Consider the following 25,134-nt stretch of genomic DNA (forward strand, 5'->3'; position numbering starts at 1 on the left):
GTGGTCGGTGGCGACGGAACCGGTGACCAGGACGCGCCGCGGCCCGCTCACCGTCCGGCCGCCGCGCGCAGCGCGTCCACCCGGTCGGTCCGCTCCCAGGTGAACTCGGGCAGCTCGCGGCCGAAGTGGCCGTAGGCCGCCGTGCGGGCGTAGACCGGGCGGAGCAGGTCGAGGTCGCGGATGATCGCGGCCGGGCGCAGGTCGAAGACCTCGGTGAGGGCGGCCTGGATGCGCGCCACCGGTACGGTCCCGGTACCGAAGGTCTCGACGAACAGGCCCACCGGCTCGGCCTTGCCGATGGCGTAGGCGACCTGGACCTCGCAGCGGGAGGCCAGGCCGGCCGCGACCACGTTCTTCGCCACCCAGCGCATCGCGTACGCCGCCGAGCGGTCCACCTTGGACGGGTCCTTGCCGGAGAAGGCGCCGCCGCCGTGCCGGGCCATGCCGCCGTAGGTGTCGATGATGATCTTCCGGCCGGTCAGGCCGGCGTCGCCCATCGGCCCGCCGATCTCGAAGCGGCCGGTCGGGTTGACCAGCAGCCGGTAGCCCGCGGTGTCCAGCTTGATGCCGTCCTGCGCCAGTGCCTCCAGCTCCGGCTCGACGACGAACCGCCGCACGTCCGGGGCGAGTTGCCCCTCCAGGTCGATGTCGCTCGCGTGCTGCGCGGAGACCACGACCGTGTCCAGCCGTACGGCGCGGTCGCCGTCGTACTCGACGGTGACCTGGGTCTTGCCGTCCGGCCGCAGGTAGGGGGCCGTCCCGTCGCGGCGTACGGCGGTGAGGCGGTGGGCGAGCCGGTGGGCGAGCCGGATGGGCAGCGGCATCAGCTCCGGGGTCTCGTCCGTCGCGTAGCCGAACATCAGGCCCTGGTCGCCCGCGCCCTGCCGGTCCAGTTCGTCCTCGTCGCCCTCGACCCGGGCCTCGTACGCCGCGTCGACACCCTGGGCGATGTCCGGGGACTGCGCACCGAGGGACACGGAGACGCCGCAGGAGGCGCCGTCGAAGCCCTTCTTCGAGGAGTCGTAGCCGATCTCGATGATCTTCTCGCGCACCAGCGACGCGATGTCCGCGTACGCCTTCGTCGTCACCTCGCCGGCCACGTGCACCAGGCCGGTGGTGATCAGCGTCTCCACGGCGACCCGGGAGGAGGGGTCCTCGCGCAGGAGCGCGTCGAGAATGGTGTCGCTGATCTGGTCGGCGATCTTGTCGGGGTGCCCCTCGGTCACGGACTCCGAGGTGAACAGGCGTGAGGCCATCATGCGTCCTTGGTCGGGGAGGTCGGGGGGTTCTCGGCGGGGGCGCGGGGCGGGCCGAACCACGTCCGCAGCGCGTCCTGGAGGCCGGCCGCCGGGTCGGCGGTGCCGGGTGCCGCCCAGGCGACGTGGCCGTCGGGCCGGACGAGCAGCGCGGTGGTGCCGGCCAGGGGGTCGGTGCCGGCCACGGGTTCGGGTACGGCGGTGACCACCGTGACCCGGTCGGAGAAGCCGGTGGCGGCGGCCCGGACCGCCGGTTCGCCGGCCAGGTCGAGCAGGACGCCGCGCGCCGGGTGGAGCAGTTCGGTGGTGCTGGTGGCCCCCGCCCCTGCGACGAGTTCGCGGTGTCCGACGCGGCGGCCGAGCAGCGGGTGGTGGCCGGGGGCGGCCGGGTAACGGACGTCGAGTCCGCTGACGACACCCGCCAGATGGCGTTTGACGTCGTCGTACTCCAGCAGTTCGGTGAACAGGTCGCGCAGCGGGTCCGCCTCGGCGCCGCCGAGGAAGATCAGGCCCTGGGCGCGGGTGTTCATCAGCAGCCGGGCGCCGACCGGGCGCCGTTCGTCGTCGTAGGTGTCGAGCAGGGACTCCGGTGCGGTGCCGCGCGCCACGGCGGCCAGCTTCCAGCCCAGGTTGACGGCGTCCTGCACGCCGGTGCTCAGGCCCTGGCCGCCGGCGGGCAGGTGGATGTGGGCGGCGTCCCCGGCGAGCAGGACGCGGCCGCGCCGGTAGCGGTCGGCCTGCCGGGTGGCGTCGGTGAAGGAGCTGACCCAGGTGGCGTGGCCGTCGCCGATGTCCTCGCCGGTGATGTGCCGCCAGGCGTCGGCGACCTCCGGGAAGCCGACCGGTGCGGTGCGGGCGTCCGGCGGGGAGCCGTGCGGGCAGACGATGATCCGGTCCACGCCGTCACCCAGCGGTGCGGCCATCACCATGCCGTGGGGCAGCCGTTCGCCCAGCGGCCGGGGGCGCAGGGCGCGGCCGGCGACGTCGGCGAGGTACATCACGCGGGTGGCGGGGGTGCCCGGGAAGCCGAAGCCGGCCAGGTCCCGGACGGTGCTGTGGCCGCCGTCGCAGCCCACCAGGTAGGCGGCGCGCAGCCGTTCGGTGCCGGCCGGGGTGCGCAGGACGGCCTCGACGCCGGTGTCGTCCACGGTGAGGCCGGTCAGTTCCCGGCCCCGCCGGACGTCCGCCCCCCGTTCCGTGGCCCACTCCTCCAGCACCGCCTCCGTCTCGGACTGCGGGATGTCGCGGGCCCCGAAGTGGGCACCCTCCAGGGCCGTGTAGTCGAACCGGACGCCGCCGAAGTGGCCCACCGGGCTGGTCGGCGGGACCGGGCCGCGGCCGAAGCGGGGCAGCAGGCCGCGCTGGTCGAAGACCTCCATGGCGCGAGCGGTGAAACCGAGGCCGCGGGACTGCCCGGTCGGTGCGGTGAGCCGTTCGACGACGGTCACCCGGGCTCCGCCCAGGCGCAGTTCGCCGGCGAGCATCAGCCCGGTCGGCCCGGCGCCGACGACGATGACGTCCGTGTCCATGGCCGCCCCTCCCTCAGCCCGCCGCGGAACGCGAGTGGGTGACCCGGTAGGTGTTGGCCTGGCGCCCGGTGACCAGTTCCCGGGCGCGGACGCGTCCGGCGCGGACGTCCGCCGGGCGCTGCTCCTCGGGGAGGTGGTGGAAGGCGTCGTACAGCTCCTTGCTGTCCCACTGCGCGTAGTTGACGACGAAGGTGCCGTCGAGGCCGCGGAAGTAGGTGTGGGAGCGGTAGCCGGGCACGGTGGTGATCCACTCGTCGGGCTTGGCGAGGGTGTGGAGGAGTTCCTTCTGCCGGTCGGGGGTGGTGTCGAGGACGATCAGGACGGTGTAGTCGTCCCGGTCGGGCGAGATCTCGATGCCGTCGCCCAGCCCCGGGTGATGCTGGGTGAACTCCAGCTCGGTCTTCAGCAGGCGGACGGTCCGCGCCAGTCGGTGGAACTGCGGCACGGTCTTCCGCTGGAACTTCTCGCCCTGGTAGCGGGCTTCGAGGTCGGCGAGGCTGCGCCACTGGATGTAGTTGGCGGTGCCGGGGCTGTCGATGCCGGCGTGCAGGGTGGAGGAGATCCAGCCCGGGTAATTCGCGTGATCGATGATGTCGCGCATCGCGTCGAGGACGTCGTCCTGGAGGGCGCGGGTGTCGGTCTCGAAGAGGTTGAAGACGGTGAGGTGGCCGTCGTCGGGCGAGATCAGGGGCATGGTGTTCCTTCCGTGGTGGGGAGGGGGACGCCGGCCGGGTACCAGCGGGCGCGTGCCGTCGCCTCGTCGTCGGCGCTCTGCGGTCCGGCCCGTACGACGTGGCCGTCGGGGCGTACCAGCACGGGTCCGTCGGCGCCGGGGCCGGGGCCGCCGTGCGGCCCGCCGAGCCGCAGTCCGCGGCCGGCCCGGAGCAGTCCGGTGGTGCTGGTGCGCCCTCCGGGGGTGTCGAGGACCAGGTGCGGCAGGCGTGCTCCCAGCAGGGGGTGGGCGGGGCCGCCGACGTCGTACCGGACGTCGAGGCCGCTGACGAGTCCGGCGAGGTGGGCGCGCACCGGCTCCAGGGCGATCAGTTCGGTCATCAGCTCACGCAACGGCTGCACCTCGGGGCCGCCGAGCAGCAGCAGCGCCTGGGCGCGGATGCCGGCCAGGACGCGCCGGCCCACCGGGTGCCGTTCGCGGTGGTAGGTGTCGAGCAGGTCCGGGTGGGCGCGGCCGGTGACGTGCGCGGCCAGCTTCCAGCCGAGGTTGAAGGCGTCCGCCAGGCCGAGGTTGAGCGCCTGGCCGCCGATGGGCATCTGACGGTGGGCGGCGTCCCCGGCGAACAGGACGCGGCCGTGCCGGTAGGCGTCGAGCTGACGGTTGGTGTCGTCGAAGGCGTTCACCCACAGTGGGGTGCCGCCGCTGATGTCCTCGCCGGTCACCCGCTTCCACACCTCGGCGATCTCCGCGAACTCCGGTGCGCCGGTGCGCGGCCGGGGCGGGACGCCGAACTCGTGCGCCATGACACGGGTCACCCCGTCCGCCCGGCGGGCCGCCACCGCGAAGCCGTCGGGCAGCCGCTCGAAACGCCGGTCCGGCACGTCGACGCCGGCGACGTCCGCGCGGATCAGCTCCCGTCGGGCGTCGTGCCCGGGGAAGGGGGCGTCCAGCAGCCGGCGTACGGTGCTGTCCTCGCCGTCGCACGCGACGAGGTACGGGCTCCGCACCCGCAGGGCGCCGCCCGGGCCCTCGGCCGCCGTCTCCACGCAGGGGCCGGCGCCCGCGGTGACGGTGTGCACGTCGTGGCCGCGCCGGATGTCGGCGCCGAGGGCGCGCGCCCACTGCTCCAGCAGCCGTTCGGTGGCGTGCTGCGGGACCTTCCACTGCCCGGCGTAGGGGCTGGGCAGGGTGAGGTCGAGGGGGATCCCGGCGTAGTGTCCCCGGGGCTGCCGGGGCGGATCGCCGAGGGCCGGGAGCAGACCGCGGCTGTCGAGGATCTCCATGGTGCGGGCGTGCAGCGTGGAGGCGCGCGACTCGGTGGTGGGTTCCGGCCGGCGTTCCAGTACGACGACCTCGGCGCCGCCGAGCCGCAGTTCACCGGCGAGCAGCAGGCCCACGGGCCCCGCGCCCACCACCACGACCTGGGTGTCCAGCCGGGCCCCGGCCACGGTCAGGCCTTCCCTTCGGCGTACGCGCGGGCGTGGCCGAGGGTGGCGAGACTGTTGGTGCCGAGCGCGCCGCGGACGTAGGCGCGGGCGTCGTCGAGGGTGGCGTCCGGGCCCAGCACGGCCAGGTTGTCCGGGTTCAGGGTCACGGTGTGCCGGGAGGAGGCGACGGTGCCCGCCGGGGTCTCCTCGAAGGTCCACAGCCCGGTGTGCAGGGTCAGCAGGGCCGGCAGGGTGACCTGTTTGTAGGCGATGCGGTGGTGCGGGAAGGTCACCCGGTACGACTTGGTGGTGTGCGTGGAGCCGTCCTGGGCCCGGGTGTCCATCTCCAGGGTCTGCAGCCCGGGGGTGTCCTCGGTCAGGCGGGCGGAGGCGACGTGCGGCAGCCGCTCGGGCCACAGCCCCGCGTCGTTGACGAAGTCGTACACGTCCTTGGCGGCGCCGGCGACGGTCACGCTGTCGGTGAAGGAGAAGGTCAGCTCCTCGTGTGCGTGGGCGCGTTCGAGGTTGTCCTTGAGCGCGGCGAGTTCGGTGCGGCTGTTGTGGTCCACGGCGCGGTCGATCCAGGCGAGGGAGCCGGGGTCGTCGTCGACGGCGCGGTAGTCGTGCAGCAGCCGTACCCGGGCGGTTCCGTCCGTGACGGGTTCGATGATCCAGGTGCCGCCCATCGCGGCCACCGGCGGTGCGGTGATCTCCTGGCGGAAGGTGATGCGCAGCGCGTCCGCGTCGAGCGTGCGGCGGGACGTCCAGCTTTTCGCTGCGTCTCCCGCGGTCGCCCAGATGCGGATGCGTTCCTCGGTCCCGCCGCGCTCCACCTGGTCGACGTGGAGGGTGGGCGGGAAGATGCGGGGCCACTGGGCGACGTCGGCCAGCAGCCGGTAGACGGCGGGCGCGGGGGCGCCGACGGTGATCTCGTGCTCGACCTCGCGGGTCGTCATGGCGGTTGCTCCTCGGCGGATGCGGTGGGTGCGGGGGTGCGGGGGCCCGGCGTGTGACGGGTACGGCGGTGTCCCGGGGCCGGTCAGAAGTTGCCGAGTCCGCCGCAGACGTTGAGGGCCTGCGCGGTGATGGAGGCGGCGCTGTCGGAGACCAGGTAGCCCACCAGCCCCGCGACCTCCTCGGGGGTGGAGTAGCGGCCGAGCGGGATCTTCGCCCGGAACTTCTCGAGGATCCGCTCCTCGGTCGTGTCGTAGGCGGCGGCGTAGCCCTGGCGCACCCGCTGGGCCATCGGCGTCTCGACGTAGCCGGGACACACCGCGTTCACGGTGATGCCGGTGGGCGCGAGTTCGTTGCCCAGTGCCTTGGTGAAGCCGACCACGCCGTGCTTGGAGGCGGAGTAGGGGGCGCCCAGGACCACGCCCTGCTTCCCGGCGGTGGAGGCGATGTTGATGATCCGGCCGCGGGACTTGTGCCGCAGGCCGCCGGCGTTGAGCACCTCCCTGGTCACCCGGAAGACGCTGGTGAGGTTGGTCTCCAGGACGTCCTCCCACAGCGCGTCCTCGATGTCGGCGGTGACGCCGCCGCCGGACCGGCCCGCGTTGTTGACGAGGACGTCGATGGTGCCGAAGCGGTCCACGGCGGCCCGGACCAGGTGCTCCACGGCGGCCCGGTCGCGGACGTCGCAGGCGGTGCCGTCCACCTCCAGTCCCTGGCCGGTCAGTTCCTTCACGGTCGCGGCGACCCGGTCGGCGTCGCGGGCCGCGAGGAACACGCGGTGTCCGCCGGCGGCCAGCAGCCGGACCACGGCCAGTCCGATGCCGCTGGTACCGCCGGTCACGAGCGCGACCGGAGCGGTCGTCTCGGTCGTGTCGGTCGTCTCGGTCGTCACGGTGTTCCCCTTTCAGGCGGCCCGGGCGGCCGACAGCCGCTCGTTGACGAGGTCGACCAGGGTCCGGGGGGTGGGGGCTTCGGAGAGCACGTCGTCGTCGAGCGAGACGCCGTACTCCCGCTCGATCCGGCCGACCGTCTCCAGCAGGGCCAGGGACTCGTAGCCCAGGGCCGTGAAGTCGGTGTCGAGGATGTCGCCGTCCAGGTCGACGGTCTCGTCGGCGCCGGCGGCTTCCAGCAGGATGCGCCGCAGCGCGTCGGGGGTGAAAACGTCGGTGGCCATCAGGGGTCCTTTCGCGGGGTGGGAAGCGGGGCTCGGATGGGCGGCAAAACGCGTGGTGGGGAGCGGGAAGGGGGCGGTGGACCGGCGCGGCTACCGGGCGGCGCGGCGGACCACCAGGGCGGAGTTGAAGCCGCCGTGGCCGCGGGCCAGCACCAGGGCGGTGCGCACGGGCAGGGTGCGCGGCCGGTCCAGAACGAGGTCGAGGTCGTACTCCGGCGCCGGATCGCTGTGCACGGTGGGCGGCACGACGCCGTCGCGGAGGGCGAGCAGGGCGGCGGCCACGTCGAGCGGGGCCCCGCCGGAGTACAGGCGTCCGGTCATGGTCTTCGGAGCGGTCACGGGGACGCCCCGGGGGCCGAAGACGGCGGTGAGGGCCTCCGCCTCCGCCCGGTCGAGGCCGGGGTCGCCGGCCGCGTCGGCGAAGACGACGTCCACGTCGGCGGCGTCCGTCCCCGCGTCGGCCAGGGCGATCTCGACGGCCTTGCGCAGTCCGGGCGGGCGTCCCGAGCCCGGCTTCGGGTCGAGGGTGGCGCCGTACCCGGCGATCTCGCCGTAGACGTACGCGTCCCGGGCGCGGGCCGCCTCCGCCTCCTCCAGGACGAGGAGGGCACCGCCCTCGCCGGGTACGTGTCCGCGCGCCGCCCGGTCGAAGGGCAGGTAGGCCCGGCCGGGGTCCTCGCCGGTGCTCAGTCGGCCGCCCGCGAGCTGGGCGACCCAGCCCCACGGGCACAGGGAGGCGTCCACCGCGCCGGAGACGACCAGCCGGGTGCCCCGGCGGATCTGCCGCCGGGCCTGCGCGAGGGCGTCGATGCCCCCGGCCTGGTCGCCGACGACGACGCCGCTGGGTCCCTTCATGCCGTTGCGGATGGAGATCTGGCCGCTGTTGACGGCGTAGAACCAGGCGAAGGACTGGTACGCGGACACGTACTGGCTGCCCTGGCTCCACAGTTTGCGCAGTTCGTTCTGGCCGAACTCGAAGCCTCCGGAGGCGCTCGCCGTGACCACGCCCATGTCGAACCCGGGCAGCTCGCCGGGGCGCACGCCCGCGTCCTCGAGGGCCCAGTCGGCGGCGGCCAGGGCGATCCGGGTCATCCGGTCGGTCTGCGGGATCAGCCGGCTCGGCAGGTGGTCCTCGGCGACGAAGCCGCGGATCTCACCGGCCAGCCGCGCCGGGTAGCGGGCGGGGTCGAAGCGGGTGATCCGGCCGATGCCGCTGCGGCCTGCCAGGGTGGCCGCCCAGTACGCGGGCGTGCCCAGTCCGTTGGGCGAGGCGACGCCCAGGCCCGTGACGACCGCGGTGCCGGTCATATCCGCCTCCGTCCCGGCTCGGCGAGCACCATCGCGCTCTGGAAGCCGCCGAATCCGCTGCCCACCGTGAGCACCACGTCGGTCAGCTGGTCCCGGGCGTGCAGGGGGACGTAGTCGAGGTCGCACTCCGGGTCGGGGGTGTGCAGGTTGGCGGTGGGCGGCACCACGTCGTACTCCATGGCCAGGACCGAGGCGGCGATCTCCAGGGAGCCGATCGCGCCGAGCGAGTGCCCGATCATGGACTTGATGGAGCTGACCGGGGTCCGACGGGCGTGGTCGCCGAGGCTGCGTTTGAAGGCGGCGGTTTCGTGCCGGTCGTTCTGCCGGGTGCCCGAGCCGTGGGCGTTGACGTAGTCGATGTCGTCCGGGTTGAGCCGGGCCTCGTCCAGGGCGACGCGGATCGCCTCCGCCATCTCGGCGCCGTCGGGGCGCAGGCCCGTCATGTGGTAGGCGTTGCTGCGGGTCGCGTAGCCGGCGATCTCCGCGTAGACGTGGGCGCCACGGCTGCGCGCGCTCTCCAGCTCCTCCAGGACGAAGACGGCGGCGCCCTCGCCCAGCACGAATCCGTTGCGGGTCCTGTCGAAGGGGCGCGAGGCGGTGGCCGGATCGTCGGAGCGGGGGGTGGTGGCCTTGATGGCGTCGAAGCAGGCCATGGTGATCGGGGAGATCGGCGCGTCCGACGACCCCGCCACCATCACGTCCGCCGAGCCCTCCCGGATCAGTTCGGCGGCGTGGCCCACGGAGTCGATGCCCGAGGTGCATCCGGTGGACACCACGGTGCCCGGCCCCTCCGCACCGACGGCCCAGGCCACCTCGGCGGCGAACGAACTGGGCACGAAGTGGTCGTACAGGTGGGGCACGGCGTAGGCGTGGTCGACCAGGTCGAGCCGCCCGCCGTCGCTCACCACCCGGTACTCCGCGTCGAGTCCGGTCGTCGCGCCGACGGCGCTGCCGATCGTGACCCCGACCCGGTGGGGGTCCAGCGCTGTCAGGTCGATCCCGCTGTCGTCGACCGCGCCGCGTGCCGCGACCACGGCGAACTGGGCGGCCCGGTCCATCCGCCGGACCTCCTGCGGGGTCAGTCCGTGGGCGTAGGGGTCGAAGTCGATCTCCGCGGCCACTCGGGAGCGGAACGGCGTGGGGTCGAAGAAGGTGATGCCCCGGGTCGCGGTCCGGCCCTCGCTGAGCAGGTTCCAGAAGTCCTTCGTGCCGATCCCGCCGGGCGCGAGGACCTCCACGCCCGTGACGACCACGCGGCGCGCCGTCATGCGGAGGCCTCCCAGGAGTAGAAGCGGGAGGCCATCGCGTCGGCCGGGGAGCGCCAGGTGGCGGGATCGTAGGCCTCGATGAACGGCCTGAGGTCGTTGCTGATGCCGACGAACCGGGGGTCGTTCCGGGCGTGTTCGATCCGCTGCCCCCCGTCGGCGGCGTCGAAGTCCTGGAGGTGGAAGTACAGCCCCCGGTACGTGAACAGCTGGCGGCGCCGTGTCCCCATCAGGTGCGGCATCTCGGTCGAGTCGAACGCGGTGAACAGCTGCGCCACCTCGGTACTGGCCTCGGGCGCCATACGGGCGACGATCAGCGTGCTGTGCATACGTGACACTCCTTCGGTACGGGCATGCCGGACGGCGGACGTGCGCGGGCGAGGTGTGCGGGGCCGGGTGTGCGGGGCCGGGCCGGTGTCGGGGCGGGCCGCGGGTGCGGAGCGGTGTCCCGTTTCCCGGCTTCAAGACTCTTCGGCCGCCGACTGCCGATCAAGGCGCGCCTGTTCAGGACTGCGTCATCTTGTGCACGGGTTGCGCAGGAACGGGCGGTAAGGACAGGGGAACGTCAGACGAGCGTCGCGCGAGTGCCGGTTCGGCCGGCCGCGACGGGCATGACGGTGCCGTGGGCTGCGACCGGAGAAGTGCGCAGCCGGGACGGGGATCGCCGAGGAGTGCGCGGGACCGGCCGCCGGCAGCGGCTGCCCGCGCCATCCGTACGGCGGGCGCCGGGTGCCGGGGGAGCGGTGTCGGCGGGGTGAGCGGGGCGGTGCAGGGGGCGCGTAGGCGGCGGAAGTGCCGGCCAATGCCGGAAAGCGCCGGGAACGCGGGGCCGCCCCTTGGGCTCGTCCGGGTCAGCTCGGCCCGTCGGCGCGGCTGCCGGCGTACCGCTCAGACCACCCGGAGGGCGCCCGGGCGGCGGCCGGTGAGGCGGTCCAGCGCGGCGGCGCTCGCGTCGTCGGCCGGCAGGTGGACGACGAGGTGCTGGTCGTCGTCGGCGGGCAGCCCGAGCGTCTCGTACGCCAGCCGCACCTCGCCCACGTGCGGGTGGACCATGCGCACCACCCCGTTCGCCCGCGGCAGCCCCGGCAGCGTCCGCAGCCGGCCGGCGAAGGGTTCCCCGCAGGACACCGTCAACTCGTCCATCAGCGCGCCGACATGCACGTCGGTCTGCCCCGGTCCCTGTTTGAGGGCCGCGACCTGCTGGTCGGCGACCGTGTCCCAGTCCGGGTACACCGAGCGCGCCCGCGGGTCGGTGAAGACGAAGCGGGCGAGGCTGGGCCGGACGCCGTCCAGCAGGCCGAGCGGCCCGGCGAGCCGCCGGTACCCGTCCGTGCAGGCCAGGATCTCGCTCAGCCGGTTCACCAGCACGGCGGGCGCCGGTTCCAGCCGCTCCAGCAGCGCCCGCACCGTGGGCCGGACCGCCCTGTTCGGTCCCGCCCCGCCCCGGCAGGTGAAGCCGGGATCGGCGCCCTTGGCGAGCCGGTGCAGATGGACCCGTTCACCGGGGGTGAGCAGCAGCGCGTCCGCCAGGGCCGCCAGGACCTGCACCGAGGGCCTGCGGTCCCGCCCCTGCTCCAGCCTGGTGACGTACTCGACGCTCACCCCGGCCAGCGTCGCCAGTTCCGCGCGGCGCAGTCCCGGCGTACGGCGGCGCGGCCCGGCGGGCAGTCCCACCTCGGCCGGTGTCACGGCTTCCCGGCGCAGCCTCAGGAAGAGGCCGAGCTCGTTGTCGCTCATCCCGCGAACGTAACACCCGTCGCTCCGGCGGATCGTGGCCCTGCCACTACCACCCTCCGCCCGGCCTCCCTCGGGCGTCGCCGGTCCGCCACCGTGGAGTGCATGCCCCGGCCGGGGCGGTATCCATTCCTGTAGGAGAAGCACACCCATGTCCAGCGCGCGACTGAATCTCGCAGTGATCGTCGGCAGTGTCCGGGAGGGCCGCTTCGGTCCGGTGGTGGCCGACTGGTTCGTCGAACAGGCCAAGCGCCACGACGAGTTCACCATCGACCTGATCGATCTGGCGGACGTCGACCTCCCGCTCGCGCTGCCGCCCACCCCGCCGGCCCTGCAGCCCGACCTGCCGCGTCCCGAGGGCATGGCCGAACTGACCCGGCGGCTCGACGCGGCCGACGCGGTCGTCATCGTGACCCCCGACTACAACCGCAGCTTCCCCGCGTCCCTGAAGGCCGCCATCGACTGGCACTACACCCAGTGGAAGGCCAAGCCGATCGGCTTCGTCGGGTACAGCGGTCTCAGCGGCGGTCTTCTGGCGATCGAGCAACTGCGGCAGGTCTTCAGCGAGTTGCACGCCCACACCGTGCGCGACTACGTCGCCTTCCCCAGCTACTACCTCCTGTTCGCCCCCGACGGCACGCTCCGGGACCCGCAGGGCCCCGAGGACGCCGCCAGGGCCATGCTCGACCAGCTGCTGTGGTGGGGCTCGGTCCTCCACGACGCCCGCCGCGACCGCCCGCAGGTCGCCGGCCGGTGACCTCCCGGCCCCGGCCCGTCGCCGTGCCGGCGCCCGGTCACGGGCCGGTGTGGAGGTGGGATGCCCACAGGTCGGGCCGGTCGGGGTGCGCTTGGCGGACTTCCGCGGCGGCCGTGTGGAGGGCCTGGGCGGCGTGGTCGGTGCCGTGGGCGGCGATGAGCGTGTAGAAGCGGTCGGCGATGTCGGAGGCGACCCCGTCGTCCACGGGCCAGAGAGTGCCGATGACATGGCGGAAACCGGCCAGTTGGAAGGCGGCGGTCATGTGCATCGCCTCGTCGGCCCCGACGAACAGGACGTCGCTCGTGGCGCAGGCCGACAGGTAGGCGAGGTCGGCGTCGAGACCGACCGGCAGGTTCCGCGGAGTCAGCGGCTCGTCGAAGAGCAGCAGGCGGCTCTGGGTGGGCTCGCGCGTGTCGGCCTGCGCGTGGCAGGCGAAGTGCGCGATCCGGGTGCCGGGCAGGGCGGCGAGCACGGCGTCACGGGTGGCCTGTTCGTTGTGCAGGACCGTGGCGTCGAGCAGCCGGGTGAGGGTGTTCACCTCGGAAGCGGCGCCCGGCAGGAAGGCCTGGCCGGGCGTTCTGCTCATGGCGACCACGAGGGCCTTGCCCGGTGGCACCTGGGCGGGGCGGGTGGCAGGCAGGGCGCGGACGGTGGGGAGGTAGGAGGACACGGTCGTCGCCATCACGGAGTCGCGGCCGTCGCCCGCGGCGTGCAGCGGGAAGAGCGACATGATGCCTACGGGGCACCACCACACGCGGGAACCGTCGTGGTCCGTGGCGTTCAGCGTTTCCAGCACGGGCCGGCAGACCGTGTGCCAGAGCCAGCGCAGGACGTCGAGGGCGTCGTCGCTCGCCTGGGAGGCCAGGGCCCTCTGGAGGGCCGTGTGCCGGGCCCTGGCCTCGTGGAGGGTGAGCCCTGGCAAGGAGACGGGGCGGACGCCGGAGGGGGTGACGACGAGAGCCAGCCCGCCGGTCTCGACGGCGCTGACCGTGACCACGGGGCCGCGGGCGGTGCTGCGGCACAGGTCACGGGCCGTGACGTCCGTGCTGTCGCGCAAGGTGTCGGCCAGGATGCCGCGCGCCTTCTCCAGCAGTTCCAGGGCGCGGTCGGGACGGCCGACCGCGACTGCCGCGTCGGCCGCTTGGGCACCGAGGCCGGAGTGGGCGCCCAGGACGAATTCACGGTCCTCGTAGTACCTGCTGCGCAGCGCGAGGTGGGGAAGCAGTCCGACGGCCTCCTCGTAGGCCCGCAGTCTTCCGGCCGGATGCGCCGGGGGGAGCGAGGCCAGCTCGGCCTGTTCCAGGGCGATCCGCATGCGTGTTCTCGGCGGCAGACCGGGAAGACCGAGGGCCTCGGTGAGCGCGGCTTGCGCCCGGTGGAGATCGGAGCCGTCGCGAGTGCTGCCGTACCGCAGCCGGCGGGCGGCGCTGAGGTCCAGGAGAACCTCCGCCCGTTGATCGGCGGGGGCGCGTTCCAGGGCGCGTTCGCCCGAGGTGACGGACTCGTCGAGGTCGGCGCTGTCACCCGTCACCGAGTAGACCTGCCACAGGGTGGTGGCGAGCAACGCGTGCGGGCGGTAGTCGTCGGGTGCGCTCGCGGCGGCGCGCCGGAACAGGTGCACCGCCTCGGGCAGGGCGTCCGGCTCCAGGTGACACGAGAAGCGGGTGAAGCAGACGTAGCCCAGGCCGCACAGGAACCGGGAGCGACGGCTGTCGTTCGCCGCGAGCAGGCCGAGGGCCGCCCGGCCGTTGGTGGTGGCGTCGTCCAGGTGTCCGAGCGATCCCGTCCGCCGGTACCAGAACATCTGGATCTGGCTGAGCTGGTAGAGGGCCTCGGCACGCGAGAAGGTGTCCTCGGGGGGAGTCTTCCGCACGACGCGTTCCCTCAGTACGAGGGCCCGGTAGAGGCGCTCGGTGTCCACCGTGCGCCGGGAGTGCGCGAACTCGATGTCGGCACTGAGAGCGGTGAGCCGGACCTCGCGGGGAAGGCACATGCAGGCCTCGGCCACCGCTGCCGTCGCTTTGTCGAGGTCGTCGGCGCAGTGGGCGTGCCCGTAGCGCTGGAAGTACAGCACGGCGAGGTGCCACTCGAGGAGCGGGTGCTCCTTGTGGTCCCGGCGGACCAGCGCCGCGGCCTGTTCGGCCGCGGCCACCGCCTCCTCCAGCACGGCGGGGTCCCTGACGGCGCTGTACCCCGTGGACAGGGCGCAGGAGAGGACCAGGAGCCGGGTCGGCAGCTCGGGGTCGGGGGCCGTGACGGACTCGCGCAGGAAGTCGACGGCGCGTGACAAGTCCGCGCCGTCGGCAGTACGCAGGAACCTCTGGTACAGCTTCTCGCCGTACGAGAACAGGAGCCGGCGGCCGGTGGGATCCCCCGGCGCGGCGGAGGCGGCCAGTTCCTCGGCGCACTGGAGGGCGGCCTCGTGGTCCGCCACGTCGCCGGTCGCCTCGTACCGTTCCTCGAACGCCTCGCAGAGGGCGAGCAGGCTGCCGAACCGCTTCCGGCGGCCCGGTGGGGCGAGGCGTTTTCGCGCCTGGGCGACGGCCCGGTCGGGTTCGGCGGTGTCGCCCTGCCGGGCGGCGAGCAGGCGCAGCGACCTCAGCAGGGCGGTCTCACGCTCACCGGTGGCCGGGTGGCCGGCCCGGGTGGCCGTGACGATGCGCCGCCAGGCGTGCGCGGCACGCGCGGCCGCCGCCGGATCGGGCGAGTGGCGGGCGTCCTGGCGCAGGAGTTCCGCCTCGCACACGCCGTAGTCGGTGAGGAAGGGGAGCATGTCCGGTGGCAACGCCATGTCGTCGTACAGCAGGCAGGGGGTGAGCGCCATGACGGCCAGGCGCAGGTCCGTCGGCTCGTGCGCCGCCAGGTGGCGGTAGAAGGAGAAGACCCCGAGCACGAAGGACGATTCCGTGTCCTCGCCGTCCCACTCGTGCCAGGCGTGGGAGAGGTGGTCCGACATGCCGTCCGCGAGGGTGTGTCCCAAGTCGTCCGTCGCGTGCACGCGTTCGACGCAGGCCGCGAGTTCCCGCAGGGCAGGTGAATCCATCAGGTCGTCCCTCCTGACGTCTGTGCCGTGGCCGGCTCTCGCCGGCGGCGGAGGACGGCCGCGAACGCCCGGACCCCGAGGACGAACGCGGGTGCCAGCACGAGTACGACGATCGGCTGAGGTATCGGAAGGAACAGGGCGATCCCGCCCAGGCAGAGACTCACGACCGAGGTGAGCCACGTGGAGGTGACCGAACGGCGCGCGACGAGGAACAGGAGGCAGGGGAGCAGACAGACCGCGCACGCCCCGAGCACGGGCCACCCGTGCCAGATGCCGGGGACGGCCGCCGCCACCGCGATGCAGAGCGGCACGGCCAGCTGGAGTACGGCCTCGCGACGCGCGCCGCGGTCGAGGAAGAGGGCCCTGAACAGCCAGGCGAACTCGCCCGCGACGCCTGCCGCACAGACGGCGAGGACCGTCCAGCGGCCGCCGGTGAGGTGGCCTCGCGGCACGCCGGCGACGAGCAGTCCAGCGAGCAGGGTGATGATCCCGGCGTGGTAGAAGCCGCGCGCCGCGTTCGCCCACCGGTGGGCCTGGCGCAGGTGACTGTGCTGCATGCCGAGCAGGAACCGGCTCGGAACGCCGTCCGTCTGCTCGCCGGGGAACCACTGCACGAGGTCGCCCGGCGTGCACATGTAGCGCCGGGTCCATGCCGTCGCCTGGACGGTCGCGATCTGGAGCAGGCCGGCCGCGACGAACAGGGCCAGCGAGGCGTCCGGCCATCGGCTGACGGCTGTGGGGCCAGGGGCCGACGACTGCAACGCCAGCACCGCCAGTGTGAAGCTGCCCCCGGCGAGCAGCGGGGCGGCCACCCCGCCGACCGTCTGCACACTCTCCAGGTAACCCAGCGGGACGGGGGGCCGCCAGCTCACGTCCGCGCCCTCGGGCATTCCTCGGTGTGGTCGCCGTCCACTCCGCCGCAGGAACAGTAGTAGCCGCGTCCGGCGATGCCCCGCGCGGCCGGAGTCCCCCGGTCGAAGGTGATCCGGGGTGAGGGGAGCGCCAGCGCGTCCGCCACCGCGGTCCCGACGGCGATCAGGTCGGCGGTCTCGGGGACCGTGACCAGCAAGCGGACGTCACCTGGTTCGAGGCCGGTCACCGCGACCAGTTCGGCGCCGAACGGCGCGAGCGCGGCATCGATCAGCGCCGTGTCGAGCCGCTCGGCACACTGCCACGTCCCGCGTAACCGCAGTACCAGTTCTTCATGCACACGGCCATCATGCCCACCTTCCCTGCGCGTCACCGCCGGTTCCGGCCATCGGGCCGGGGCCCCCCGCAGACCGCCGGCGGGACCCTCCCGGCTCGGCCCCGCGGACGCCTGCGTGTACCGGGCCGTGACGGTGTGGGCGTGGGTGTACGGGGGGACCAGTGGGGCGGCACGGGTACGGCGCGGGACGCCGGAGGGGTAGACCCGCGCCGCCAGGGGCGGACTCTCAGTGCGCCTTCTTCTTCCCGGCCTCGTTCTTCCCGGCCTTCTTCTTGCCGGCCTTCTTCTGGTGCGCCTCTTCGGCCTTCTGCGGCTTGCCGGGCCGCTCGCCGGACCGGGCTGCTCCCCTGTTGCCGTGTGACGCGGTCCCGGACGCTCGTGTGACCCCGCTGCCCGGTGTGTCCTGGGAGGCCGTGGGTGACGGCGGGGCCGTGGTGCCGTAGGCGGCATCCGTGCCGACGGCCGGCGACCGGCTCGGCACAGCCGGGGCGGAGCCGGGGGTCTGGCTGGGAGTGGAGCCGGGAAGCCGCCCCGCGGGGACGTCGCGGGCGGAGAGCTTGACGGGGGCGGATCCCGCCTCGTGACCCGGAGCGGACGCGCCCGGTGCGTCGGCCTTCACGGAGGGGCTGCTCATCGCACGCGCCGCTGCCTGGTGCGCGGATCCGTCGGACGCGGCGACCGTGGCGGCCACGGCGGCCGCCAGCACGGCAGCCGTCCCGGCGACCAGACGGCGGCCGCGCGCGGGCACGGCCTTCGGTGCGGCCGTGCCGGTCGTGTGCGGCGCATGCGGGTGCGTGCGGTCGGCCCACGCCGGTACCTGCTCGGGAACCAGGCTCGTGACCTCGGCCGGGGGCGGGACCGCCCGTGGGCCGTCCGCCTCGGCGAGGGCGGCCAGCGTCCGGACGCAGTCCTCGGCCGACGGGCGGGCGTCGGCGTCCAGCGCGGTCATGTCCGCCAGCAGGGCCGCGAACTCCGTCGGGAGGGAACCGGGCAGTTCGGGCCGCCGGTGGAGCCGCGCGATCGCGGCCTCCAGGGGGGTACCGTCGTATTCGAGCCGGCTCGTGACGCATTCGAGGAGCACCAGCCCGAGGGCGTAGACATCGGCGGGCGGGCCGACGGGCCGGCCGAGCACCTGCTCCGGGGACAGGTAGGCGGCCGTGCCGACGAGGGTGCCGGTGGCGGTACGGGTGGTGGCGTCGAGCAGCCGGGAAATGCCGAAGTCGGTCAGGTGGGGGCGGCCGGAGGCGTCCAGGATGATGTTCGAGGGCTTCACGTCACGGTGCACGATCCCCGCGTCGTGCGCGTGGGCCAGAGCACGCGCGAGGCCGGCTCCGAGGGCGGCGGTCTCCCCGGGCGCCAGGGAACCCGTGGCGATGCGCGCCTTCAGCGTCGGGCCTTCGATCAGCTCCATCACCAGGTAGGCACGTCCGTCGTGCCGGCCGGCGTCGTAGACGGTGACCAGGCCGGGGTGCCGCAACCGGGCGAGGATGACCGCCTCGTTGTGGAAGCCGTCCTCCGCGTCGCCGTCGGCACCGGTGCGGAAGACCTTGACCGCCACCCGGCGTTTCAGACGCAGGTCGAAGCCGCGGTGGACGTCGCCGGCGCCACCCGAGCCGATGACCGCGTCCAGGCGATACCGCCCGCCCAGTACGTGCGCGGAACACCGCAACGGTGCCAGAGCCGACTGGCGGAGCCTCATGCCATCTCCCACTGCTTGTCCAGGTGCTGCCCACAGGTGCGCCTGCGAGGGGGGCGCCGCACACGCGTACCCCTGAGGGGCCGGAGTACCCCTGCGCCGACTCGTCCGGTGCGGCCCCCGGTGCCGCGCAGGCGCTCCCGGGACAGCGGCCTACTGGTAGCAGGGGGGTGCGCACCGCACGGTGACCGTGCTGGTCTCCCAGGGCATGGGTGCGGCCACGGCCTGCGGGCCGAGGGTGGTGAGGGCCACGGCGGCCAGGAACGTGAGGGCCAGCGCACGCTTGCACAGACGCATGTGAACTCCCTTGTGAGATGGCGGAGGTCTATCTGCCGACGTCTGTCGCCGCGCGGCAGGCGCCGGCCACCCAGCAGCATCGCAGAGTCGCCGCGGACGCCGCAGGCGAACAACGGGCGGCCGCCGTCGATCCCCGCCCGGTCCTGGCGGGCGATCGACGGAAGGTGTCGGCGCCGTTGACGGTCCGTCATCCACCCCACTATGGTCTCGACGATCTAGCGAACACTGTTCGAAATTACGAACCCATGCGGTCGCTCATCGATCCCGCGGCCCTTCACGGCGGCCCCCCGGCGTGAGCCTCGGCCGGGCGGCGCCGGCCACGGCCCGATGCGCTCGACTCCCCCACGCAAGGAGATGTTCGAGAATGCCCGAGTTCAGCAGAAGACGGCTCCTCAAGCTCGCCGCGACCACGGCCGTCGGCTCCACCGCCGGCCCCCTGCTCGGCGGCACCGCGGCGAGGGCGGCGAGCGTCCCGCCGGTCCGCACCGACATCGGGACCAAGGCGTCACCCTTCGACCTGGGCCAGGTCAGGCTCACCGCGAGCCGGTGGCTGGACAACCAGGACCGCACCGCCGCCTATCTCCGCTTCGTCGACGTCGACCGGCTGCTGTACACCTTCCGTGCCAACCACCGCCTGTCGACGGGCGGCGCGGCGGCGACGGGCGGCTGGGACGCCCCCACCTTCCCGTTCCGCAGCCACGTCCAGGGCCACTTCCTGACCGCCTGGGCGCAGTTGTACGCGGTCACGGGCGACACGACGGCCCGCGACAAGGCCCTGTACATGGTGGCGGAGCTGGCCAGGTGCCAGGCCAACAACGGCGCCGCGGGCTACGGCGCGGGCTACCTCTCGGGCTACCCCGAGTCCGACTTCACGGCGCTGGAGGCCGGCACCCTGCGGAACGGCAACGTGCCGTACTACACCGTCCACAAGACCATGACCGGTCTGCTGGACGTGTGGCGGCACCTCGGCAGCACCCAGGCCCGCGATGTGCTGCTGGCTCTCGCGGGCTGGGTCGACGCGCGCACCGGCCGGCTGACCACCGCCCAGATGCAGGCCGTGCTGGGCACCGAGTTCGGCGGCATGAACGCGGTCCTGACCGACCTCTGCCAGCAGACCGGTGACGCCCGGTGGCTCACGGTGGCCCAGCGCTTCGACCACGCCGCGGTGTTCGACCCGCTGGCGGCGGGCCAGGACGCGCTGGCCGGGCTGCACGCCAACACCCAGGTGCCGAAGTGGATCGGGGCGGTCCGCGCGTACAAGGCGACCGGCACCACCCGGTACCGCGACATCGCCACCAACGCCTGGAACCACTGCGTCGGCTCCCACACCTACGCCATCGGCGGCAACAGCCAGGCGGAGCACTTCCGCGCCCCGAACGCCATCGCCGCCTACCTGGCCGACGACACCTGCGAGAGCTGCAACACGGTCAACATGCTCACCCTCACCAGGGAGCTGTTCACACTGACGCCGGACCGGGCCGCGCTGTTCGACTACTACGAACAGGCCTGGCTCAACCACGTCATCGGCAACCAGAACCCGGCGGACCCCCACGGGCACGTCACCTACTTCACCCCGCTGAGGCCCGGGGGCCGGCGCGGTGTCGGCCCGGCGTGGGGCGGCGGCACCTGGAGCACCGACTACACCACCTTCTGGTGCTGCCAGGGCACGGGCGTGGAGGTCCACACCCGGCTCATGGACTCCGTCTACTTCCACTCCGGCACGACGCTCACCGTCAACCTGTTCGTGCCGTCGGTGCTCACGTGGACCCAGCGCGGCATCACCGTCACCCAGACCACGTCGTACCCGGCGAGCGACACCACGACGCTGCGCGTCACCGGTGACGTGGGCGGCACCTGGGCGATGCGCGTCCGCATCCCCGGCTGGACGACCGGGGCGAGCCTCAGCGTCAACGGCGTCACGCAGAACATCCCCGTGGCGGCCGGGAGTTACGCGACCCTGGAGCGGGCCTGGTCCTCCGGTGACACCGTCACCGTGCGCCTGCCCATGCGCACCGTCCTGCGGCCGGCCAACGACGACCCGAACGTCTGCGCGGTCACCTACGGTCCGGTCGTCCTGGCCGGCGACTACGGCGACACCGCCCTCGGTTCCCTCCCCGCGCTCGACACCTCCTCGATCAGGCGGACCAGTTCCACCGCGCTCGCCTTCACCGCCACGGCGAACGGCGGCACCGTCGGTCTGGGGCCCTTCCACGACGCGCACGGCCACAACTACACCGTCTACTGGAAGACCGGCGGCCCGCCCTCCGTCCGCCTGGCCGACGCGGCCGGCGGTCTGGTGCTGGGCATCCAGGACATGTCCACCGCCGACGGCGGCCGCGCCCTGCTCTGGAGCGACAACGGAACGGCCGACCACGACTGGGAAATGATCCCCGACGGCGACGCCTTCCGCTTCCGCAACGTCCACAGCGGCAAGGTGCTCGGTGTGCTGAACATGTCCACGGCCGACGGCGCCACCGTCCTTCAGTGGTCGGACAACGGCACCGCCGACCACCGCTGGACCCTGCTCGACCAAGGCGACGGCACCTTCACGATCCGCAACGCGCACAGCGGGAAACTGCTCGCCGCGGAGAACGGGTCCGGCGCCGTCGGCGCCTTCGTGGTCCAGGCACCGGACGACGGCACGGCCGGCCACCGCTGGCGCATCCTGCGGTGACCGCGGGACGCCCGGGGGGCCCACGTGCGGATCTCCTCCCGTACACCTCGGAACCGGGTCCTCCGCGGCTTCACGGTCCGCCCGCTCAGCCGAAGCGGCGGACGCGGGGGCGGTCGCCGGGGCGTACGGCGGCCAGTCCTCGACGGTGCCGGCGGCGACGAACCCGGCGAGAGCCGTCCCGAACGCGTGGCCCAGCGCGCGTTCGGCGTCGCCGGCACCGGCGAGCACGGGGCTGTCGGGGTAGGCGTCGAAGGTGTCGAGGAGGAAGGGCAGTTCGGCGCAGTGGGTGGCGCCCAGACCGTCCAAGCAGCGGACGCGCTCACTTCGGCCCGGTGGTGCGTGCGGCCGGCCCAGACAGACGGCTCGGGCCCCGGGGGTCCTTTCAGCACCCCTCCGGGCATGGGCTCGCTCCTGGGTCTTCCGGCCCGCTGAGCCGGGTGGCGAGGCGGTAGGCAACGGTGACGTCGCGGTACTCCTCGCCGGGCACGATCCGGCCGGGGAGGCGGGTTCGCTCGCTGTGGCTCGCCGACTCCCGCCGGCCGGCGCCGGGGAAGCGGACGGCTGTCCTGGGTTCCTCCGTGAAACGCAGGCGCCCGGCGTGGACCGCCGACCGGAACGCGATGTCCCACGCCTCGCTGTCCACGGCCGCGCCTGCCGTTCAGGGCGGTTCCTCCCGCGTCTCGGTGGTGCGGTGGCGGCGCGGCCGGAGTGCCGGCTCGCCGTCCTCGCTGCGCGCTCGGCGCGCGCGGGTGCCTTCCTGGTCCCGGACGGCCCGGCGGCGGCCCTGCGCCGGCTTGCGGACCGCACCGCGTGCGGCGGACTCGGTGCGAGGCGCGGCGCCGTCCGCCGCGTGCGGGGCGTCCGCGATCACGCGACCGCTGTCCGGCGCCGCTCCGGTCACATCCGCGGCCCCCGCGACCGCCTCCCCCGCGGCGGCACCGGCCGCCGTGCCGGTCTCGCCGACGGCCCGGCCCGTCGCACCACCGGCCTCCCGCACCGCGCGCCCGGCGGCGGTGCCCACGTCACGGACGGCGCCGGTGGCGCCCTGGCCGACGTCCTCGGCCACCGAGCCGACGCCGCGACCGACGTCCCGCACCGCGTCCCGGGCGCCCAGGCCGACGTCCTGGACGGCCCTTCCGGCGCCCGTGCCCAGCTCCCCGACGGCCTGGCGGGCCCCGTCGCCGACGTCCCGCACAGCGGAGCCGACGCCCCGCGCGACCTCACGCAGGATCTCCGGGTTGCGATCGATCGTGGTCAGCACGCGGTTGATGATCGAGGCGACGTTGTCGAGGCGCACCCGGAGCTGAGCCTGTGCCTCCACGCCCGAGATGCCCAGGTGCACCCGGCCCAGCGCGACATCGGCGCCCACGTTCAGCTTCACCAGGTCGAGCACCTCGGCCTGGAGCGAGACATGCGCGCGCAGGTCCTCGACGTCCAGGTCGATCTCGTCGACCTTCAGTACCGGAACGTCGAGGAAGACGTCGGGACCGGCGCCGGCCGGCACGCGCGCCCCGGCCGGCCCGTCTGCGGTGGGGACAGCCGGTGCCGGTGCCTCGTACGCCGTGGCGGTGCTGCCGCAGGGCTCCGGCTCGACGTCGTACGGCTCGGGCCGGGGGTACTCGCCGGCGTCCCCGTCGCTGTCGTGCGCGTCGGGTTCCCCGTCGTACGGGTCGCGCTCCTCGGCGGCCCCCTCGTCGTTCCCAGCGTTGCCCTGCGCCACCGTGCCTCCCCGAGTTCGCCGTCACTTTCGTCCCATTTTGTTCCAGCCGGGCGATCGGTGCGCTGTCAACAGCCCTGCCAAGTGGGCCGCCGTGCGGCCGTCCGCTCCTACGGCGCCGCTTCCCAGAAGGCGAGCAGCGCGGTGACGAGTGCCTCGGGAGCCTCTTCGGCCATGTGATGTCCGGAGTGGACCGGGGAGCCGTCGAGCCGGCCGGCCGCCCAGGGGCGCCAGACGCCCAGCACGTCGCCGTAGAGGTCGGTCATGTCGTCGCGGGTGGCCCACAGCACTTGCAGGGGGCAGTCGATGCGCCGGCCGGCGCGCCGGTCGGCGTCGTCGTGTTCGCGGTCGATGCCGAGGCCGGCGCGGTAGTCCTCGCACATGGCGTGCACGGTGGCCGGGTCGTGGACGGCGCGGCGGTAGTCGTCGTAGGCCTCGGCGCCCATCTGCTCGGCGGTGGCCTTGTACCAGGCGTCCGGGTCGGCGTTGATGACGCGTTCGGCGGGTTTGTCGGTCTGCCCGAGGAAGAACCAGTGCCACCAACGGGCGGCGAACGTCGCGTCACAGCGCCGCAGCGCCTCCCCGATGGGGACGGCGTCCAGCACGCTGACGGCGGACACGGCGTCCGGGTGGTCCAGGGCGAGGCGCGTGGCCACGTACGCACCCCGGTCGTGCCCGACGACGGCGAACCGGTCGTGTCCGAGGCCGTGCATGAGCTCCAGGCAGTCGCCGGCCATGGCGCGCTTGGAGTACGGGGTGTGCCGCTGGTCGGTCGGGGGCTTGTCGGACTCCCCGTAACCGCGCAGGTCGGGGCAGACCACCGTGTGCCCCGCGGCGGCCAGCAACGGGGCCACGCGGTGCCAGGTGGCGTGCGTGCGCGGGTGCCCGTGCAGGAGCAGCACCGCGGGACCCTCTCCGCCGTGGCGCACCCGCAACCGGACCCCGTCGCCCTCGCGACGTGTCAGCGTGAACCCCTCGAACATGAAGCCTCCTGTGGCGTGGCCGGGACCTCACGGCTCCCCTGGCCGGGGCGCTTCATGCGCGCCGGTCCCGCCCGTGGCCGGCCGCCGGGTACGGTGCGGCCGCCCACCGGCGCGTCCGGCATCGGCCGGGGCGGGCCCGCCTTTCTATCTCCAACCTGGATTGTTCCTAGACTGGGTGGGGTGAAGGACATCGACTCGATCGCGGTGTTGCAGGATCCGGTGCGGCGCCGCCTGTACGAGTACGTGGTGGCACAGGGCCGCGAGGTCGGCCGCAACGAGGCCGCCGAGGCGGCCGGGGTGGCTCGCACGCTCGCCGCGCACCATCTGGACAAGCTGGCCGAGGCCGGGCTGCTGGAATGCGGCAGCCGCCGCCTGACGGGCCGCTCGGGGCCGGGGGCCGGACGCCCCGCCAAGGTGTACACGCGGGCCCGTGCCGAACGGTCGGTGTCGCTGCCCGCCCGTGACTACCGCACCGCCGCCGAACTGCTCGCCGAGGCCGCCGAGCAGGCCGGACTGGACGCCGGGCTCTGCGCGGCGGCGCGCCGCCGGGGGGAGGAGCTGCGCGGCCGGGCGGGACCTTGTGGCGGGCTCGAAGAAGCCATGGAGGTGCTGGCCGCCCGCGGCTACGAACCCTACGTGGCGGACGCCGGGGCCACCGGGGGCGGCCAGGCCGCCGGAGGGCCCGCGGCGACGGCCGCGGCGGGCGCACGCGCCGTCCGCATGCGCAACTGCCCCTTCCACGCCGTCGCCGAGCGCTTCCCGCCCCTCGTCTGCGGCATGAACCTCGCCCTGCTGGAGGGGTTGCTCGGCACGGACGGCCCCGTCCGCGCGCGTATGGACGCCCGGCCGGGCGAATGCTGCGTGGTGGTCGAGGACTCTAAAAACAACATTCATTGACATAGAAAGGGGGCCGTGCTGGGATGGGGCCATGACCGCATCCGCGCCCGCCGCCCACCTCGCCCAGCTCAACGTCGCCACGCTCCGTCACCCCCTCGACGACCCGCGCACGGCACCGTTCGTCGAGATGCTCGCCCCGGTCAACGCCGCCGCCGACGCCGCGCCCGGCTTCGTGTGGCGGCTCGTGGCGGAGGGGGCGGCCGACGCCACCGGCCTGCGCCCGGCGGGCGAGGACGTCATCGTCAACCTGTCCGTGTGGGAGAGCCAGGAAGCGCTGTGGGACTTCACCTACCGCAGCGGGCACCTGGAGGCGCTGCGGCGGCGCCGCGAATGGTTCCACCGGCACGTCGAGGCGCACCTGGTGCTCTGGTGGGTCCCCGCCGGCCACCTCCCGACCGCCGGCGAGGCCCTGGAGCGGCTGGCGGACCTGCGGGCCCACGGGCCGTCCCCGCGCGCGTTCACCTTCGCCTCCCCCTACACGGCGGCCGAGGCCGCCCCGGGCGCCCGGCCGGAACCGGCGGCGGCCCGGATCGGCTAGGACTC

Annotated in this window: 23 protein-coding genes; 4 read left to right on the top strand and 19 right to left on the bottom strand. The window is 73.9% G+C overall.

The window, feature by feature from the left end:
• Positions 1-47: 47 nt before the first annotated feature.
• The 11 genes from metK to AB0947_RS17690 all read right to left on the bottom strand — a co-directional run bounded on the left by metK (position 48) and on the right by AB0947_RS17690 (position 11,323).
• Positions 48-1,256: a methionine adenosyltransferase gene (gene metK / locus AB0947_RS17640; protein WP_366751491.1), complete on the bottom strand. Its 1,209-nt coding sequence runs from the start codon at positions 1,254-1,256 to the stop codon at positions 48-50.
• Entirely contained in the window at positions 1,256-2,785 is a 1,530-nt protein-coding gene (locus AB0947_RS17645) for an FAD-dependent monooxygenase (protein WP_366751233.1), read from the bottom strand. The genes metK and AB0947_RS17645 overlap by 1 nt, the downstream gene beginning before the upstream one ends.
• A 13-nt stretch (positions 2,786-2,798) precedes the next feature.
• Positions 2,799-3,479, bottom strand: coding sequence for an antibiotic biosynthesis monooxygenase (locus AB0947_RS17650; protein ID WP_366751234.1), 681 nt, complete (start codon positions 3,477-3,479; stop codon positions 2,799-2,801).
• Complete coding sequence (locus AB0947_RS17655; protein ID WP_366751235.1) at positions 3,470-4,906, bottom strand: FAD-dependent monooxygenase; 1,437 nt, start codon at positions 4,904-4,906, stop codon at positions 3,470-3,472. Before AB0947_RS17655 ends, AB0947_RS17650 begins: the two co-directional genes overlap by 10 nt.
• Positions 4,907-4,908: 2 nt before the next feature.
• Complete coding sequence (locus AB0947_RS17660; RefSeq protein WP_366751236.1) at positions 4,909-5,841, bottom strand: aromatase/cyclase; 933 nt, start codon at positions 5,839-5,841, stop codon at positions 4,909-4,911.
• 83 nt (positions 5,842-5,924) lie between these two features.
• Positions 5,925-6,731, bottom strand: coding sequence for a 3-oxoacyl-ACP reductase FabG (gene fabG, locus AB0947_RS17665; protein ID WP_366751237.1), 807 nt, complete (start codon positions 6,729-6,731; stop codon positions 5,925-5,927).
• 12 nt (positions 6,732-6,743) lie between these two features.
• A complete protein-coding gene (locus tag AB0947_RS17670) occupies positions 6,744-7,013 on the bottom strand; it encodes an acyl carrier protein (protein WP_103815545.1) in 270 nt (89 codons plus the stop codon).
• A gap of 90 nt (positions 7,014-7,103) precedes the next feature.
• Positions 7,104-8,321 (bottom strand): ketosynthase chain-length factor, encoded by a 1,218-nt coding sequence (locus tag AB0947_RS17675; RefSeq protein WP_366751238.1) that lies wholly within the window; start codon positions 8,319-8,321, stop codon positions 7,104-7,106.
• Positions 8,318-9,589: a beta-ketoacyl-[acyl-carrier-protein] synthase family protein gene (locus tag AB0947_RS17680; protein WP_366751239.1), complete on the bottom strand. Its 1,272-nt coding sequence runs from the start codon at positions 9,587-9,589 to the stop codon at positions 8,318-8,320. The genes AB0947_RS17675 and AB0947_RS17680 overlap by 4 nt, the downstream gene beginning before the upstream one ends.
• On the bottom strand, positions 9,586-9,915 hold the full coding sequence (locus AB0947_RS17685; RefSeq protein ID WP_366751240.1) for a TcmI family type II polyketide cyclase: 330 nt from the start codon (positions 9,913-9,915) through the stop codon (positions 9,586-9,588). Before AB0947_RS17685 ends, AB0947_RS17680 begins: the two co-directional genes overlap by 4 nt.
• 559 nt (positions 9,916-10,474) lie before the next feature.
• Positions 10,475-11,323 carry a helix-turn-helix domain-containing protein gene (locus AB0947_RS17690; protein ID WP_366751241.1) on the bottom strand — a complete coding sequence of 283 codons (849 nt, stop codon included), beginning with the start codon at positions 11,321-11,323 and terminating at the stop codon, positions 10,475-10,477.
• A gap of 148 nt (positions 11,324-11,471) precedes the next feature.
• Between AB0947_RS17690 and AB0947_RS17695 the strand changes: the two genes are divergently transcribed.
• On the top strand, positions 11,472-12,077 hold the full coding sequence (locus AB0947_RS17695) for an NAD(P)H-dependent oxidoreductase (protein WP_366751242.1): 606 nt from the start codon (positions 11,472-11,474) through the stop codon (positions 12,075-12,077).
• Between the two features lie 37 nt (positions 12,078-12,114).
• On the opposite strand, the gene AB0947_RS17700 is transcribed toward AB0947_RS17695, so the two are convergent.
• The 5 genes from AB0947_RS17700 to AB0947_RS17720 form a co-directional block, all read right to left on the bottom strand.
• Positions 12,115-15,120 (bottom strand): CHAT domain-containing protein, encoded by a 3,006-nt coding sequence (locus tag AB0947_RS17700; RefSeq protein ID WP_366751243.1) that lies wholly within the window; start codon positions 15,118-15,120, stop codon positions 12,115-12,117.
• Positions 15,120-15,992, bottom strand: a complete 873-nt coding sequence (locus tag AB0947_RS17705) for a hypothetical protein (RefSeq protein WP_366751244.1) — start codon at positions 15,990-15,992, stop codon at positions 15,120-15,122. The genes AB0947_RS17700 and AB0947_RS17705 overlap by 1 nt, the downstream gene beginning before the upstream one ends.
• A complete protein-coding gene (locus AB0947_RS17710) occupies positions 15,989-16,330 on the bottom strand; it encodes a hypothetical protein (protein WP_366751245.1) in 342 nt (113 codons plus the stop codon). The genes AB0947_RS17705 and AB0947_RS17710 overlap by 4 nt, the downstream gene beginning before the upstream one ends.
• Before the next feature lie 223 nt (positions 16,331-16,553).
• Complete coding sequence (locus AB0947_RS17715) at positions 16,554-18,026, bottom strand: protein kinase (protein ID WP_366751246.1); 1,473 nt, start codon at positions 18,024-18,026, stop codon at positions 16,554-16,556.
• Between the two features lie 150 nt (positions 18,027-18,176).
• Positions 18,177-18,320 carry a hypothetical protein gene (locus AB0947_RS17720; RefSeq protein WP_366751247.1) on the bottom strand — a complete coding sequence of 48 codons (144 nt, stop codon included), beginning with the start codon at positions 18,318-18,320 and terminating at the stop codon, positions 18,177-18,179.
• Positions 18,321-18,684: 364 nt separating this feature from the next.
• Between AB0947_RS17720 and AB0947_RS17725 the strand changes: the two genes are divergently transcribed.
• On the top strand, positions 18,685-20,994 hold the full coding sequence (locus AB0947_RS17725) for a beta-L-arabinofuranosidase domain-containing protein (protein WP_366751248.1): 2,310 nt from the start codon (positions 18,685-18,687) through the stop codon (positions 20,992-20,994).
• A gap of 382 nt (positions 20,995-21,376) precedes the next feature.
• On the opposite strand, the gene AB0947_RS17730 is transcribed toward AB0947_RS17725, so the two are convergent.
• The 3 genes from AB0947_RS17730 to AB0947_RS17740 form a co-directional block, all read right to left on the bottom strand.
• Positions 21,377-21,637, bottom strand: coding sequence for a hypothetical protein (locus AB0947_RS17730; protein WP_366751249.1), 261 nt, complete (start codon positions 21,635-21,637; stop codon positions 21,377-21,379).
• 15 nt (positions 21,638-21,652) lie between these two features.
• Positions 21,653-22,714 (bottom strand): hypothetical protein, encoded by a 1,062-nt coding sequence (locus AB0947_RS17735; protein WP_366751250.1) that lies wholly within the window; start codon positions 22,712-22,714, stop codon positions 21,653-21,655.
• Between the two features lie 107 nt (positions 22,715-22,821).
• On the bottom strand, positions 22,822-23,694 hold the full coding sequence (locus AB0947_RS17740; RefSeq protein ID WP_366751251.1) for an alpha/beta hydrolase: 873 nt from the start codon (positions 23,692-23,694) through the stop codon (positions 22,822-22,824).
• 180 nt (positions 23,695-23,874) lie between these two features.
• On the opposite strand from AB0947_RS17740, the gene AB0947_RS17745 reads away from it, so the two are divergent.
• Both AB0947_RS17745 and AB0947_RS17750 read left to right on the top strand, forming a co-directional pair.
• Complete coding sequence (locus AB0947_RS17745; protein WP_366751252.1) at positions 23,875-24,591, top strand: helix-turn-helix domain-containing protein; 717 nt, start codon at positions 23,875-23,877, stop codon at positions 24,589-24,591.
• 31 nt (positions 24,592-24,622) lie between these two features.
• Positions 24,623-25,129, top strand: coding sequence for a DUF3291 domain-containing protein (locus AB0947_RS17750; RefSeq protein ID WP_366751253.1), 507 nt, complete (start codon positions 24,623-24,625; stop codon positions 25,127-25,129).
• Positions 25,130-25,134 lie beyond the last annotated feature (5 nt).

Source organism: Streptomyces sp. NPDC047841 (genome assembly GCF_040704085.1).
Classification (GTDB): domain Bacteria; phylum Actinomycetota; class Actinomycetes; order Streptomycetales; family Streptomycetaceae; genus Streptomyces; species Streptomyces argyrophylli.